This is a genomic window from Duganella sp. BJB476, from assembly GCF_003416895.1.
Lineage (GTDB): Bacteria > Pseudomonadota > Gammaproteobacteria > Burkholderiales > Burkholderiaceae_D > Rugamonas.
On record NZ_QVIO01000005.1, the window covers coordinates 433767 to 448541 of the forward strand.

The 14775-nt window shown below is 63.2% G+C and carries 11 protein-coding genes; 8 read left to right on the forward strand and 3 right to left on the reverse strand.

Annotation, left to right across the window (positions count from 1 at the left end; genetic code table 11):
* Positions 1–32: 32 nt before the first annotated feature.
* The 4 genes from D0T21_RS21795 to D0T21_RS21810 all read left to right on the forward strand — a co-directional run bounded on the left by D0T21_RS21795 (position 33) and on the right by D0T21_RS21810 (position 7931).
* On the forward strand, positions 33–713 hold the full coding sequence (locus D0T21_RS21795) for a response regulator transcription factor (protein WP_116991391.1): 681 nt from the start codon (positions 33–35) through the stop codon (positions 711–713).
* Between the two features lie 99 nt (positions 714–812).
* Positions 813–1514, forward strand: a complete 702-nt coding sequence (locus tag D0T21_RS21800; protein ID WP_116991392.1) for a transposase — start codon at positions 813–815, stop codon at positions 1512–1514.
* A 193-nt stretch (positions 1515–1707) separates the two neighbouring features.
* On the forward strand, positions 1708–6432 hold the full coding sequence (locus D0T21_RS21805) for a glutamate synthase-related protein (RefSeq protein ID WP_116991393.1): 4725 nt from the start codon (positions 1708–1710) through the stop codon (positions 6430–6432).
* 35 nt (positions 6433–6467) lie between these two features.
* Positions 6468–7931 carry a glutamate synthase subunit beta gene (locus D0T21_RS21810; protein WP_116991394.1) on the forward strand — a complete coding sequence of 488 codons (1464 nt, stop codon included), beginning with the start codon at positions 6468–6470 and terminating at the stop codon, positions 7929–7931.
* Positions 7932–7999: 68 nt separating this feature from the next.
* Here the strand turns inward: D0T21_RS21810 and D0T21_RS21815 are convergent, their stop codons facing one another.
* Genes D0T21_RS21815 through D0T21_RS21825 form a run of 3 tightly spaced genes read right to left on the reverse strand, consistent with a single transcriptional unit; the run spans position 8000 to position 11546 of the window.
* The gene (locus D0T21_RS21815) at positions 8000–9811 is read right to left on the reverse strand and encodes an alkaline phosphatase family protein (RefSeq protein ID WP_158568035.1); all 1812 of its coding nucleotides are present in this window, start codon (positions 9809–9811) and stop codon (positions 8000–8002) included.
* Positions 9812–9836: 25 nt separating this feature from the next.
* Positions 9837–10712, reverse strand: a complete 876-nt coding sequence (locus D0T21_RS21820; RefSeq protein WP_147328152.1) for a GNAT family N-acetyltransferase — start codon at positions 10710–10712, stop codon at positions 9837–9839.
* Between the two features lie 18 nt (positions 10713–10730).
* Positions 10731–11546: a PEP-CTERM sorting domain-containing protein gene (locus tag D0T21_RS21825; RefSeq protein ID WP_116991397.1), complete on the reverse strand. Its 816-nt coding sequence runs from the start codon at positions 11544–11546 to the stop codon at positions 10731–10733.
* A 272-nt stretch (positions 11547–11818) separates the two neighbouring features.
* On the opposite strand from D0T21_RS21825, the gene D0T21_RS21830 reads away from it, so the two are divergent.
* Genes D0T21_RS21830 through D0T21_RS21845 form a run of 4 tightly spaced genes read left to right on the forward strand, consistent with a single transcriptional unit; the run spans position 11819 to position 14774 of the window.
* Complete coding sequence (locus D0T21_RS21830) at positions 11819–12637, forward strand: ABC transporter ATP-binding protein (protein WP_116991398.1); 819 nt, start codon at positions 11819–11821, stop codon at positions 12635–12637.
* Positions 12634–13419: a lipid asymmetry maintenance ABC transporter permease subunit MlaE gene (gene mlaE, locus D0T21_RS21835; protein WP_116991399.1), complete on the forward strand. Its 786-nt coding sequence runs from the start codon at positions 12634–12636 to the stop codon at positions 13417–13419. The genes D0T21_RS21830 and mlaE overlap by 4 nt, the downstream gene beginning before the upstream one ends.
* A gap of 36 nt (positions 13420–13455) precedes the next feature.
* Positions 13456–13926 carry an outer membrane lipid asymmetry maintenance protein MlaD gene (mlaD, locus tag D0T21_RS21840; protein ID WP_070267829.1) on the forward strand — a complete coding sequence of 157 codons (471 nt, stop codon included), beginning with the start codon at positions 13456–13458 and terminating at the stop codon, positions 13924–13926.
* Positions 13923–14774, forward strand: a complete 852-nt coding sequence (locus tag D0T21_RS21845) for a VacJ family lipoprotein (RefSeq protein WP_116991400.1) — start codon at positions 13923–13925, stop codon at positions 14772–14774. Before mlaD ends, D0T21_RS21845 begins: the two co-directional genes overlap by 4 nt.
* Position 14775: the final 1 nt, after the last annotated feature.

Consider the following 14775-nt stretch of genomic DNA (forward strand, 5'->3'; position numbering starts at 1 on the left):
TGTTGCTCAATAATCGATCGAATGGCGCATCAATGACGCAAATACTCATCGTGGAAGACAATCTGGACTATGCCGAAGAAATGGCAGAGTTTTTGACTGAGCTTGAACACGAAGTGCACATCACTAACAACGCCAGCGAAATGTGGTCGGCCCTAAGCCAGGGCAATGTCGGCGTGGTGGTGCTCGATCTGGGCCTGCCGGACGAAGACGGTTTCAATGTGATCCCCCGGATGCGACAGTTGTACCCGCAAATCGGTCTGCTGGTGCTGACCGGCCGGGTCGCCTTCGACAACCGCATCCTCGGTCTGCGCCTGGGCGCCGACCACTACCTGACCAAGCCGATCAAATTCCCGGAACTGGCCGCCCACATCGAGGCGCTGGACCGTCGCGTCGGTCCGCAGGAAACCATCCCGGCGCCGAGCAAGTGGACGCTCAAAGTCAGCGCCCGCCAGCTGGAACTGCAGGGCATGGCGATCACCTTGACCGAAAAAGAATGCAATTTCCTGCATCTGCTGACGATTAACACCCGTCCCGTGCCGCGCCAGGTCATCGTGGCCGGCATCGGCGGCGACGATCCGGACGCTGGCCGCCGCGTCGACATGCTGGTGTATCGCCTGCGCAAGAAGGCCCGCACCGGCCTGGGCCAGGACCTGCCGCTGCGCAGCGCCTACGGCGAAGGCTACAGCCTGTCCGCCAGCTTCAACCTCTCCTGATAAAACAGGGACAGAGTCGCGTCGGTATTTTGACGCGCCTGAATAATCGGGGACAGAGTGGTGTAAAATCAGAGCATCCGATTCATTTTGCTCAAATTTATGGCACGTCTCCCCCGCTTGATCGTCCCCGGCCAGCCTCATCACGTCATCCAGACCGGCAATAACAACCAAACTATCTTCCAGGACACGGAAGATTATCAAACCTTCCTGGGCTGGCTGCGCACCGCCGCCAAGAACTACAAAGTGGCGGTGCATGCTTATGTTTTGATGCCGAATCACCTGCATTTGCTGGTCACGCCGGCCGATGCGGACGGCCTGGGCCAGATGATGCAATGGATAGGCCGCTATTACGTGCCCTATTTCAACCAAAAATATGGCCGCAGCGGCACTTTGTGGAACGGACGCTACAAAACCTCGCTTATCGACGCAGAGCAATACTTCATGTCGTGCAGCCGATATATCGAGTTCAATCCGGTGCGCAACGGCATGGTCGGGCGGGCCGAGGATTATCCGTGGTCCAGCTATGCGCACCACGCCGGGCTGCGCTCGGACGGCCTGATCGTCGATCACCCGAAGTTCTGGGAGCTGGGCAACACGCCGTTCCAGCGCGAGGCGGCCTACATCGCGCTGGCAGAGCCGGAGCTGAGCGAGGACGAGGTGGCCAGCATCAGCAAGGCGCTGCTCAAGGGCTGGCCGTTGGGCACCGAGCAATTCAAGACGGCGCTGCAGCACAAGGTCAAGCGCCAGGTATTGCCGGCCAAGCGCGGCAGACCGTTCAAAATCAAGCCAGAAGCGGCCTGAACCGCTAGTTGAAACCGCAGGAATCGCCAGTTCCTGCGGTTTTTTTAGAACTGCTTTCGCTCTGTCCCTAATTAAAATTTTCGGAAACTTTGAAAAAATTAATCTGACTCCGACCCTAATTGTTATTGTTGAAGTTTACGCTGCATTGCACTACTCTAGCTTTTCGTTAGTCAAAATTGCAGTGGAGAGCCCCATGAAAGCCCAAGGTCTGTACGATCCGTCCAATGAACACGATGCCTGCGGCGTCGGTTTCGTCGCCCACATCAAGGGCAACAAGAGCCACTCCATCGTGGAACAGGGTCTGTTGATCCTGAAAAACCTCGATCACCGGGGCGCCGTCGGCGCCGATGCGCTGATGGGCGATGGCGCCGGTATCCTGATCCAGATCCCGGACCAGTACTACCGCGACGAGATGGCCAAGCAAGGCGTGGAACTGCCGCCGCCAGGCGAGTACGGCGTCGGCATGGTGTTCCTGCCGAAGGAAAACGCCTCCCGCATCGCCTGCGAACAGGAAATCGAGCGCGCCGTGCGCGCCGAAGGCCAGGTCGTCTTGGGCTGGCGCAACGTGCCGGTCGATTGCGACATGCCGATGTCCCCTACCGTGCGCGCCAAAGAGCCGGTGATACGCCAGATCTTCATCGGCCGCGGCGCTGACATCATGGTCACCGACGCGCTGGAACGCAAGCTGTACGTGATCCGCAAATCGTCGGGCCACGCTATCCAGGCCTTGAAACTGATCCACGGCAAAGAATTCTTCGTGGCCTCGCTGTCGGCCCGTACCATCGTCTACAAAGGCCTGCTGCTGGCCGACCAGGTCGGTGTGTACTATAAAGACCTGCAAGATGCGCGCTGCATTTCCGCGCTGGCGCTGGTGCACCAGCGTTTCTCGACCAACACCTTCCCGGAATGGCCGCTGGCCCACCCGTACCGCCTGATCGCCCACAACGGCGAGATCAACACCGTCAAAGGCAACTTCAACTGGATGCGCGCCCGTGAAGGCGTGATGAAATCCGCCGTGCTGGGCGACGACCTGCACAAGCTGTTCCCGCTGATCTACGAAGGCCAGTCGGACACCGCCTGCTTCGACAACGCGCTGGAACTGCTGCTGATGGCAGGCTATCCGATCGCCCAGGCGATGATGATGATGATCCCGGAAGCCTGGGAAAATCACGGCACGATGGACGACAATCGCCGTGCGTTCTACGAATATCACGCCGCAATGATGGAACCATGGGACGGCCCGGCCGCCATGGCCTTCACCGACGGCCGCTACATCGGCGGCACGCTGGACCGCAACGGTTTGCGTCCGGCCCGCTACATCGTCACCGACGACGACCTGGTGGTGATGGCGTCGGAATCGGGCGTGCTGCCGATTCCTGAATCGAAAATCATCCAGAAATGGCGTCTGCAACCAGGCAAGATGTTCCTGATTGACCTGGAAGCCGGCCGCATCATCGACGATAAAGAGCTGAAAGACACCTACGCCAACGCCAAGCCATACAAGGCATGGATCAACGCGGTGCGCATCAAGCTCAACGAAATCAAGCTGAGCGAAAGCCAGCTGGCGCACAACCGCGCCAAGGACCATGCGGCGCCAGGCGAAAAAGCCGTGCCGTCGCTGTTGGACCGCCAGCAAGCCTTCGGCTACACCCAGGAAGACCTGAAATTCCTGATGGCGCCGATGGCCGCCGCCGGCGAAGAAGCCACCGGCTCGATGGGCAACGACTCGCCGCTGGCCGTCATGTCCAACAAACTGAAGCCGCTGTACAACTACTTCAAGCAGCTGTTCGCGCAGGTGACCAATCCGCCGATCGACCCGATCCGCGAAGCGATGGTGATGTCGCTGGTGTCTTTCATCGGCCCCAAGCCTAACCTGCTGGACACCAACAACGTCAATCCGCCGATGCGCCTGGAAGTCTCGCAGCCGGTGCTGGGCTTCGACGACATGGCCCGCCTGCGCGGCATCAGCCAGCATACCGGCGGCAAGTTCAAGTCATATGAGCTCAACATCTGTTATCCGCTGGCATGGGGCAAGGACGGCGTGGAAGCCTGCCTGGCCTCGCTGTGCGCCGAAGCGGTCGATGCGGTCAAGTCCGGCCACAACATCCTGATCGTGTCGGACCGCTCGGTCGGCCCTGAGCGCGTGGCGATTCCTGCGCTGCTGGCCACCTCGACCGTGCACCAGCACCTGGTCAGCAAGGGCCTGCGCGCGTCCACCGGCCTGGTCGTCGAGACCGGTTCGGCCCGCGAGACCCACCACTTCGCGCTGCTGGCAGGCTATGGCGCCGAAGCGATCCACCCTTACCTGGCGATGGAAACGCTGGTCGAGATGTCGCTCGGCATGCCTGGCGACATGACCGGCGACAAGGCGGTCTACAACTACACCAAGGCCATCGGCAAGGGCCTGATGAAGGTCATGTCCAAGATGGGCATTTCGACCTACATGTCCTACTGCGGCGCGCAGATCTTCGAAGCTGTCGGCCTGAATAAGTCGCTGGTCGACAAGTATTTCAAGGGCACGGCCTCCAACGTTGAAGGTATCGGCGTGTTTGAAGTGGCGGAAGAAGCGCTGCGTCTGCACAACCTGGCCTTCGGCAACGATCCTGTGCTGGAAAACCACCTCGACGCCGGCGGCGAATACGCCTTCCGCGTGCGTGGCGAAGACCACCTGTGGACCCCGGATGCGATCGCCAAGTTGCAGCATTCGACCCGCAGCAACAACTTCTCCAGCTATAAAGAGTACGCCCAGATCATCAACGACCAGAGCAAGCGTCACCTGACCTTGCGCGGCCTGTTCGAGTTCAAGCTCGATCCGACCAAGGCGATCCCGCTGGATGAAGTCGAATCGGCCAAGGAAATCGTCAAGCGCTTCGCGACCGGTGCGATGTCCATGGGTTCGATCTCGACCGAAGCCCACGCCACGCTGGCGGTGGCGATGAACCGCATCGGCGGCAAGTCCAACACCGGCGAAGGCGGCGAAGATCCATCGCGCTACACGATGGAACTGAAAGGCATCAAGATCAAGCAGGGCGAGACCATGGCCTCGGTCATGGGCAAAGAGCAGATGGTGGTCGACATTCCGTTGCAGGAAGGCGATTCGCTGCGCTCGCGCATCAAGCAGGTGGCGTCCGGCCGTTTCGGCGTGACCGCGGCCTACCTGAACTCGGCCGACCAGATCCAGATCAAGATGGCGCAGGGCGCCAAGCCGGGCGAAGGCGGCCAGCTGCCAGGCCATAAAGTATCCGAATACATCGCCACCTTGCGTTTCTCGGTGCCGGGCGTGGGCCTGATTTCGCCGCCGCCGCACCACGATATTTATTCGATCGAAGATCTGGCCCAGCTGATCCACGACTTGAAGAACGCCAATCCGCGCGCTTCGATCTCGGTCAAGCTGGTGTCGGAAGTCGGTATCGGCACCGTTGCCGCCGGCGTGACCAAGGCCAAGGCCGATCACGTTGTCGTCGCCGGCCATGACGGCGGCACCGGCGCTTCGCCGTTGTCGTCGGTCAAGCACGCTGGTACGCCGTGGGAGCTGGGTCTGGCGGAAACGCAGCAGACCCTGGTGCTGAACGGCCTGCGCAGCCGCATCCGCGTCCAGGCCGACGGCCAGATGCGTACCGGCCGCGACGTCGTCATCGCCGCCATGCTGGGCGCCGACGAAATCGGCTTCGCCACCGCACCGCTGGTGGTCGAGGGTTGCATCATGATGCGCAAATGCCATCTGAACACTTGCCCGGTCGGCGTCGCCACGCAGGATCCTGTGCTGCGCGCCAAGTTCTCCGGCAAGCCTGAGTACGTCGTGAACTACTTCTTCTTCGTCGCCGAAGAAGCCCGCCAGTTGATGGCGCAACTGGGCATCCGCACGTATGACGAGCTGATCGGCCGCGTCGACCTGCTGGACAAATCCAAGGCGATCACGCACTGGAAAGCCAAGGGCCTGGACTTCAGCAACATCTTCTACTCGCCGGAAGTGCCGAGCGGCGATTCGATCTACCACACGCAGGAACAGGACCACTGCCTGGACAAGGCGCTCGATCACAAGCTGATCGCGCAAGCCAAGGCCGCGCTGGAAAAAGGCGAACGGGTGTCGTTCATCTCGCCGGTACGCAACGTCAACCGCACCGTCGGCACCATGCTGTCGGGCGAAGTGGCCAAGCGCTACGGGCACGCCGGCCTGCCGGACGACACCATCCACATCCAGCTGCAGGGCACGGCGGGCCAGTCGGCCTGCGCCTTCCTGGCGCACGGCATCACGATCGACCTGGTCGGCGAAGGCAACGATTACGTCGGCAAGGGCTTGTCGGGCGGCCGCATCATCGTGCGTCCGAACACCGAGTTCCGCGGCTGGGCGGTGAACAACATCATCATCGGCAACACCGTGCTGTACGGCGCGATCGCCGGCGAAGCCTTCTTCAACGGCGTGGCCGGCGAGCGTTTCGCTGTGCGTAACTCGGGCGCCACCGCCATCGTCGAAGGCACTGGCGACCACGGTTGCGAATACATGACCGGCGGCACCGTGGTGGTGCTGGGCGCCACCGGCCGCAACTTCGCGGCGGGCATGTCGGGCGGTATCGCCTACGTGTACGACCCGGACGGCGATTTCGAAGCGCGCTGCAACACCTCGATGGTGACGCTGGAACCGGTGCTGACCATCAAGGAGCAGGAAGCCCAAAGCGAAACCTGGCACGTGCAGCACAAGGACCTCGGCCGCGAAGCGGATGAAGTGATCCTGAAGCGCTTGATCGAGCGTCACTTCAAGCATACCGGCAGCACCCGTGCCCGCCTGTTGCTGGATAACTGGGCCGAAGGCCGCAGTAAATTCGTCAAGGTATTCCCAAGCGAATACAAGCGCGCCCTGGCCGAAATGGCCGAGGACGTGGCGAACGAAGCCGCATCCGCCCAGCCGATCGCAGCCTGATGCTGACCGTACAGAACAATATTTAAGGAATTATCGTGGGTAAAATCACCGGCTTCATGGAATTCAAGCGTCAGGACGAGAGCTATCTTCCGCCTGCTACGCGTTTGAAAAACTATTCGGAATTCGTCATCACCCTGACCAATGAACAGGCCAAGGTGCAGGGCGCGCGCTGCATGGATTGCGGCATCCCGTTCTGCAACACCGGCTGCCCGGTCAACAACATCATCCCGGACTGGAATGACCTGGTCTATCGCGGCAACTACCGCGAGGCGCTGGACACCCTGCACTCGACCAACAACTTCCCGGAGTTCACCGGCCGCATCTGCCCTGCGCCGTGCGAGTCCGCCTGTACGCTGGGGATCAACAACGATCCGGTCGGCATCAAGTCGATCGAGCACAAGATCATCGATGAAGGCTGGGAGCATGGCTGGGTCGTGCCGCAGCCGGCCGAGCAGCAATCCGGCAAGAAAGTGGCCGTGGTCGGTTCCGGTCCTGCCGGCCTGGCGGCGGCGCAGCAGCTGGCGCGCGCCGGCCATGCCGTCACCGTGTTCGAGAAGAGCGACCGCGTCGGCGGCCTGCTGCGCTACGGCATTCCAGACTTCAAGATGGAAAAGTCGCATATCGACCGCCGTATCAAGCAGATGGAAGCCGAAGGCGTGGTATTCCGCACCAGCGTGCTGGTTGGCAAGGACTTCCCGGCCAACGTCAACAACTGGGCCAAGGAAACCATCTTCCCTGAAGATCTCGCCAAGGACTTCGACGCCGTCATCCTGGCCGGCGGCGCGGAGCAGCCGCGCGACCTGCCTGTGCCTGGCCGCGAGCTGAAGGGCGTGCACTTCGCCATGGACTTCCTGCCGCTGCAAAACAAGGTCAACGCCGGCGACAAGGTCAAGGACCAGCTGAAAGCCACCGGCAAGCACGTGGTGGTGATCGGCGGCGGCGATACCGGTTCCGACTGCGTCGGCACCTCGAACCGCCACGGCGCCGCTTCGGTGACCCAGTTCGAACTGATGCCTATGCCGCCTGAGCAAGAGAACAAGCCGCTGGTCTGGCCGTACTGGCCGACCAAGCTGCGCACCTCCTCGTCGCACGAGGAAGGCTGCGAGCGCGACTGGGCAGTGGCCACCAAGCGCCTGGAAGGCAAGAACGGCAAGGTCGAGAAGCTGGTCGCCTGCCGCGTCGAGTGGAAAGACGGCAAGATGGCCGAAGTGCCGAACTCGGAATTCGAGATGAAGGCCGACCTGGTGTTGCTGGCCATGGGCTTCGTCTCGCCGGTGGCCAACGTGCTGGACGCGTTCGGCGTCGAAAAAGATGCACGCGGCAACGCCAAGGCCACCACGGACGGCGAAGGCTGCTACAAGACTTCCGCCCCCAACGTGTTTGCCGCCGGCGACGTTCGTCGCGGCCAGTCGCTGGTGGTGTGGGCGATCCGCGAAGGCCGCCAGTGCGCGCGCGCGGTCGATGAGTTTCTGATGGGCAGTTCGGAGTTACCGCGCTAATCCCCGCGGCCGCATCAGCCTGTCTCCGCCGGTAGTGAATGGGTGATCCCCGTTCCTGCCGGTTTTTTTTATTCTGTGGCGGTGATTCTGGCAGCATCCCTGGCGACCGCCGCCGGATCGATCCGCATCGCCCGCGCGCGCGCCTGGGCTGCCGGTTCCATGTCGCCGCAGCGCTCGCATGCCATGGCGAGATCGAGCAGTGCTTCTGCGGAACGCGGTCCCAGGCTGACCGCGCGGCCATAGGCGCTGGCCGCATGCCGCCACTGCCCCAGCATGCGCTCGGCCATCCCGAGTCCGGACCAGGCGAAATAGTCGCGCCCGTCATGCGCGATCGCGGCGCGGAAGCTGGCGGCCGCCAATTCCCATTCCCGTTGCACCAAGTGGGCCCGGCCCAGCCACATGGCGGCGTTGACGGGCGGCGTGGCGGCGTTCGGGGAGCTGGCCTGGAGGTGCGCTAATGCGCCCAAGCGCGCCATCGCCTGCGGCCAGTCGCCGCTGGCAAAGGCAACCATGCCTTCGGTCGCATCGGCCCAGGCGCCCCCCGCCCGCACCAGCGGGAAATCGCGTGCAATGGCCAGGCATTCGTCGAATTGGCCGGCCAGCAGCAACTGCTCGGCCAGCGCGATGCGCACGTTCAGGTCGCCGTCGAAGCGCTGCTGCAATGCGCGCAACTGCTCCAGCGCCGCGCTGCGGTTGCCGCGCAACGCCGTCATCGTCGCCAGCGCAAGGCGCGTCTCGCATTCGATCTGGCGGACAAACGCAATCTGCGGCGTGAAATCGGGCAGCGCCAAACCTTCTCGTTCGAACATGGCCGATTCCGCTGCCGACAGTGCCGGCGCCTCTGGCGTGATGCTGATATCGGATGGTGTCAACGGCGCCACTGTGGCGACTGTCGCGGCGTCCATGCGGACCGGCGCGATGGTCAACGCCTCGTCGATAACGCGCCCGTCGAGGTCACCGCCGGCTGGCAAGTCCAGCACCGCCGCCACGGTCGGCCAGATATCGCAGGCGGCCACCGGCGCAATGGTGTGGTCCCGCGCGATGCCGGGGCCGCACAGCAGCATGAAGCCGGCGTCGCGCGCGCCGTTCGACAGGATCGCGAAACAGGCGTCGCGGCCGGCGAGGTTTTGGTAGCGGCCGCATAGCAGGTCGAGAAACTGGTAGCAGCGGGCCAGGCAGGTGCTGGCCGCGTGCCGGTCCGCCACCTCGGCCAGCGCGGCGGTCATGACGGCGATAAACGGCAGGCGCAACATCAGCACATCGGCGCCGCGCTCTTCGATGGCGGCAGTTCCCAGCGCGTGCAGGGTCGCGCATTCGGCCAGCGCCGCCGCCGTCGTGCCCGCCAGTCGGCGCTGGGTGGCCGTATCCAGCGGAGCCAGCAGGAAGTGCAGGTCTTGTGCCTGGATGTCGCCAGGCGCCAGGCGCGCCGCGTGCACCAGCTCGCGCGCTTCGGGCGGCCAGACCGCCTGCGGGTCCAGTGGCCAGACATGCTCGTCGTTGGCCGGCGAGGCGCCGGTGCCCGGCGCGATGACGGTGCCATGCCGCAGCCGCAGCCCGCGCGTGGCCGGCCAGCCGATGACGGCGGCGTGACGGCCGGCGGCATCGGCCGCGTGCCAGATGGCCTCGGTGCGCAGCGCGGAGGCGTCGGGCGCCTGCATGAACAGGGAGCCGTCGATGGCCGTCAGCGGGTGCAGGATGCCGTGGCGGTCCGGCTGCATGCCGCTGGCGATGCTGGCCCAACCGCTGTCGGCGCAGGCCGGCAACGGAAAGTCGAGTGGCGCCCAAGTGCCCGCGCCAATCAGGCTGGAGAGAAAAGGCGTCAGTCCGCTCTGGTCCAGCTCCTGCAACAGACGCCAGTCGGCGCCGTCGAGTGCCAGCATGACCAGCGCCGGCGCGGTTCGCGTTTCAGAGGGCGAGTGCATAGGTATGGGTGGTGTGCAGCAGCATGGCGTCGACGCGGCGGGCCATCTGCAACGTGGCGCCGGCCGCGTCGTTGCAGTGGAAGCGGAAGCGGGGCCCTGCCAGCTTCGCCAGTTGCCGGGCGGCCGCGTCCAGCAACATCAAGGCCGGCCAGCCGTGGCGATGGCCGGGTTGGGTGATCCACAGGTCCACTTCGGGCAATTCCTGGTTCGGCTTGCACAGCAATAAACCGATCAGCTCGCCATCCAGTTCGACCGCCTGCGACAGCGCGGCGTAGGCCGGGTTGGCCAGTGCAGCATCGAAGCGGGCGGCGGCGGTGCCGTGGGGCAGCTGGGCGTAGCTGTCGTACAGTGCGATGGCCTGCGGCAGGTGGCGCGGCGCCAGCGGCAGGACGGCGGCGCCGGCCGGAATGCGGCGGCCTGCGCGCAGGCGTTCGAGCATCAGATTGGTCTGCTGGCAGGCGTTGCGGGTGTCCACCTCAAAGTGCAGCACCGCGCGTTGCGGCACGAAGCCGTTGCGCGCCAGGAAAGGCGGCGCGTTGGCGGTGTCCCATTCGCCCCAGGCGTGCAGGTAATCGACGTCCCACTGCCGCAGTGTCCCGCTGAGCGCCGCCAGCAGCGCGCCGCCGACGCCGCGCTGGCGCTGCGATGGCAGCACGAAGATGGCGCCGCGCAATCCGCTGCGCCGCACTTCCCAAGGGATCGCTGAAAACGCCGCCGCGCCGACGATCGCGTGGTCGCCGAGCCGGCGCGCGACCAACACCGATTCGGCCGCCACGCCCTGGTTGGCGACGTGGGGCAGCAAGGCGAAAGCCAGGTCCAGTTCGCCCGGCTGCGCCACGGCGACATGCACCGTCGCCATCGGCAACACTACCTTGCGTCAGGCCGGCAGCGCGGCGTCGGTGCGCCGGCCGCGGCCTTTGCGGCGGTAGGCGGCGATGCCGGCCAGGCCGCTGGCCAGCATCAGCAGCGACGACGGCTCGGGTACCGGACTGGTGAAGGCGGCCGCGCCGGCGGCCACTGCGGCGCCGGTATTGTCGTAGCCGTAACCGTTGAATGTCACGATGTACGGGGACGTGGCGACTTTGACTGAGGGGTTGTCCAGGATGGTCACGTCTATCCAGCCGTATTGCGTTTGCTGGCCGCTGGAGAACTGGAACGGCACCAACAGGTTGTTGCCGATATTGTTGTTGGTGATGGTGCTGGCCAGCACCGGCAATTGGCCGCATTGCTGGCCGCCGCCGGGGGAGCCCTTGCCGGTGTTGTTGCAGGGCCCGATGATGCTGCCCACCTGCCGGTTGGTGGTCAGGTCAAGGGTCACCGTCTTCGACATCGCCAGCGACGGCCCGATCAGCGTGCCGGCGGCCACCGAGCTCGCAGCTACGCCTTGGGCGCCGGCCGTGACCGAGCGGTCATACGCGGGGAGCGAGAAGGCCGTGCTGCCGATCCCTCCAATCACGGCCCAGCTCTGGCCGTAGAGTGCCGCATTATTCGCCAGCGAGAAGTCGGTCGTGCCGTTGTGGTCCACATCCACGGCGACCGATGCGGGGGTCCCTGGGGGGACGTACCATTGCCCCAGCGTCTGGTGGATACCGTCGACCCGGATCACGTCCGCATGCGCCGCCAGCGACGTCAGGGCCAGCAGCGCGGTGCCGGTTATTTTTTTGTTCGGCAAGATGTTGGATGGACTAGACATGGCGGCTCTATTTCGGAAAGGGAACAGGGATTGTCATCATTTACACATATGTTGTCAATCGACATATTGTTTCTGGCGGCAATAGTGTGACTTATATGTTGTGCAATGGTTGTGCAATGCAGCAATGTAACAATTCTTGATAGGTGTAAATTGCTGACTTTAGGTTCAGTAGTGTTGTATTATCTGCTACTTACGCTGTCTTCCTCTGTCACAAAAGAGGGGGGCGCCAGCAGAGATTAACCTTTCTGCACTACAATACGGCATTAAAAACAATGAGTTCAGTCGTGGCTAATCTAGTCGAAATCCGTGATTTACACTTCTCCTATGGAAAGCGCTCGATCCTGTCGGGGCTCCAGATGGATTTCCCACGCGGGAAAGTAATCGCAGTGATGGGTGGCTCGGGCAGCGGCAAGACCACGGTATTGCGCCTGATCGGCGGCCAGATCCGCCCGCAACGCGGCCATGTCAAGGTGCAGGGCCAGATCGTGCACAAATTGAATACCGCCGGCCTGTATCTGCTGCGCCGCAAGATGGGCATGTTGTTCCAGCACGGCGCGCTGTTCACCGACCTGAGCGTATTTGAAAACGTCGCCTTCCCGCTGCGCGAGCATACCGACTTGCCGGAAGAGCTGATCCGCAACCTGGTGCTGATGAAATTGCACGCCGTGGGCCTGCGCAACGCCGCCAAGCTCAAGCCGGGCGAAATCTCCGGCGGCATGGCGCGCCGCGTGGCGCTGGCGCGTTCGATCGCGCTGGACCCGGAACTGATTATGTACGACGAGCCGTTCGCCGGCCTCGACCCGATCTCGATGGGCGTCACCGCCAACCTGATCCGCAACCTGAATACCGCGCTGGGCTCGACCACCGTGCTGGTGTCGCACGATGTCAAGGAATGCTTCGCCATCGCCGACTACGTGTACTTCCTGTCGCAAGGCAAGATCGTCGCGCATGGCACGCCGGCCGACATGATGGTGTCCACCGACCCGTACGTGAAGCAGTTCGTCAACGCCGAGGCCGATGGCCCGGTGCCGTTCCACTATCCAGGCAAGTCCCTGGCCGACGATCTGGGCCTGGGAGTGCAAGTCTTATGAGCATCAAGAACTGGTTGTCCAAGCTGGGCGCGCCGCTGCGCGACTACGTCGAAAGCATAGGCTACGGCGCCCGTACCTTCGCCAACATGCTGGGCGTGTCGCCCGGCCTGCTGCGGCGTCCGGCGCTGCTGATCGAGCAACTGCACTTCATCGGCAATTATTCGATGCTGATCATCACCCTGTCCGGCCTGTTCGTCGGCATGGTGTTGGGTCTGCAGGGCTACTACACGCTCAACAAATACGGCGCCGAACAGTCGCTGGGCCTGCTGGTGGCGCTGGGCCTGACCCGTGAACTGGGCCCGGTGATCACCGCGCTGCTGTTTGCCGGCCGCGCCGGCACCTCGCTGACCGCCGAAATCGGCCTGATGAAGGCTGGCGAGCAGTTGTCGGCGATGGAAATGATGGCCGTCAATCCGATCCAGCGCGTGCTGGCGCCCCGTTTCTGGGCCGGCGTGATCTCGGTGCCGCTGCTGGCGTCGGTGTTCAGCGCGGTCGGCGTGCTGGGCGGCTGGCTGGTCGGCGTGCAGCTGATCGGCGTCGACGACGGCGCGTTCTGGTCGCAGATGCAGGGCGGCGTCGACATCTGGAAAGATATTTTCAACGGTTTTGCCAAGAGCGTGGTGTTCGGCATCGCCATCACCTTTATTGCGCTGTACCAGGGCTATGAAGCCCAGCCGACCCCGGAAGACGTGGCGCGTGCCACTACCCGCACGGTCGTGATCTCGTCACTGATGATCTGGTGGCTGGACTTCATGATGACGGCGCTGATGTTCAGCAAATAAGCGTTAAAGTACAAGATAAGAAACTAAGGAATCGCTATGCAACGTAAATCTCTGGATGTCTGGGTCGGTCTGTTCATCGTCGTCGGCGTCGCCGCGCTGATGTTTCTTGCGCTGAAGGCCGGCAACATGGGTTCCATGTCATTCGGCAAGGTGTATCCGATCACCGCCAAGTTCGACAACATCGGCAGCCTGCGCCCGCAAGCGGCGGTCAAGGCGGCCGGCGTGGTGGTAGGCCGTGTGGGAGAGATCAAGTTTGATGACAAGAGTTACCAGGCACTGGTAACCTTGAACATGGAAGAAGGCTACAAGTTCCCGAAAGACAGCTCGGCCAAGATCCTGACCGCCGGCCTGCTGGGCGAGCAATACGTGGGCATCGAAGCCGGCGGCGACACCAACAACCTGGCCGCCGGCGACAAGATCGCCCGTACCCAGTCCGCCGCCGTACTGGAAGACCTGATCAATCAATTCATCTACAGCAAAGCTGCAGAGGGAAAGGACAGTAAATGACGTACCGTACTCCGAAATCTCTCCGCAGCGCCGCATTGGCGCTGGGCGTCACCGTGCTGCTGGCCGGCTGCGCCGGCCCGAACCCGCGCGACCCTTACGAGGGCTTCAACCGCGCCATGTTCAGCTTTAACGATACGGTCGACACCTACGCGCTCAAGCCGGCCGCCACGGCCTACCGCAACGTGCTGCCGAACTTCGTGCAGACCGGCGTCAACAATTTCTTCGGTAACCTGGCCGACGCCTGGACCGGCGTCAACAACCTGCTGCAAGGCAAGGGTGAGGCCGGCATGTCGGACGTCACCCGCTTCGCGCTGAACTCCACGCTGGGTATCGTCGGCCTGTTCGACATCGCCTCGGAAGCCGGCTTGCAAAAGCACAAGGAAGACTTCGGCCAGACCTTGGGTACCTGGGGCGTGCCTTCCGGCCCTTACCTGATGCTGCCGCTGCTGGGCCCATCGACCGTGCGCGACACGGTGGCCTTGCCGCTCGATATCAAGGGCGACATCTGGGCCTACAAGGAACCGGTCTACATCCGCAACACCGGTACCGCGATCCGTGTCGTCGACCAACGTGCCAACCTGCTCAACGCGACCAGCCTGCTGGAAGATGCCGCGCTGGACCGCTACGAATTCATCCGCGACGGCTTCCTGCAGCGCCGCGAAAGCCAGATCCATCCTGACGACGGCGACGCTCCGCGCAAGTCCAAGAAGGATGATTCGGCCGAGATTGACGCCAAACCAGCGGCCGTTCCGGTTGCCGCCGCACAAAGTTCTGCCCCCGTGTCATCCGAATCGGCGCCAAAAGAGTTAAACTCTGGCGCACCGGCTGCGGCTACCGCCAGCCAGTGAC

What these genes read in the sequence shown, in the direction of transcription:
- mlaD (WP_070267829.1), top strand. Translation starts at nt 13,456, where the DNA reads ATGCAACGTAAATCTCTGGATGTCTGGGTCGGTCTGTTCATCGTCGTC.
- D0T21_RS21825 (WP_116991397.1), bottom strand. Translation starts at nt 11,546, where the DNA reads ATGTCTAGTCCATCCAACATCTTGCCGAACAAAAAAATAACCGGCACC.
- D0T21_RS21820 (WP_147328152.1), bottom strand. Translation starts at nt 10,712, where the DNA reads ATGGCGACGGTGCATGTCGCCGTGGCGCAGCCGGGCGAACTGGACCTG.
- D0T21_RS21800 (WP_116991392.1), top strand. Translation starts at nt 813, where the DNA reads ATGGCACGTCTCCCCCGCTTGATCGTCCCCGGCCAGCCTCATCACGTC.
- mlaE (WP_116991399.1), top strand. Translation starts at nt 12,634, where the DNA reads ATGAGCATCAAGAACTGGTTGTCCAAGCTGGGCGCGCCGCTGCGCGAC.
- D0T21_RS21830 (WP_116991398.1), top strand. Translation starts at nt 11,819, where the DNA reads ATGAGTTCAGTCGTGGCTAATCTAGTCGAAATCCGTGATTTACACTTC.
- D0T21_RS21795 (WP_116991391.1), top strand. Translation starts at nt 33, where the DNA reads ATGACGCAAATACTCATCGTGGAAGACAATCTGGACTATGCCGAAGAA.
- D0T21_RS21815 (WP_158568035.1), bottom strand. Translation starts at nt 9,811, where the DNA reads ATGCTGGCACTCGACGGCGCCGACTGGCGTCTGTTGCAGGAGCTGGAC.
- D0T21_RS21845 (WP_116991400.1), top strand. Translation starts at nt 13,923, where the DNA reads ATGACGTACCGTACTCCGAAATCTCTCCGCAGCGCCGCATTGGCGCTG.
- D0T21_RS21805 (WP_116991393.1), top strand. Translation starts at nt 1,708, where the DNA reads ATGAAAGCCCAAGGTCTGTACGATCCGTCCAATGAACACGATGCCTGC.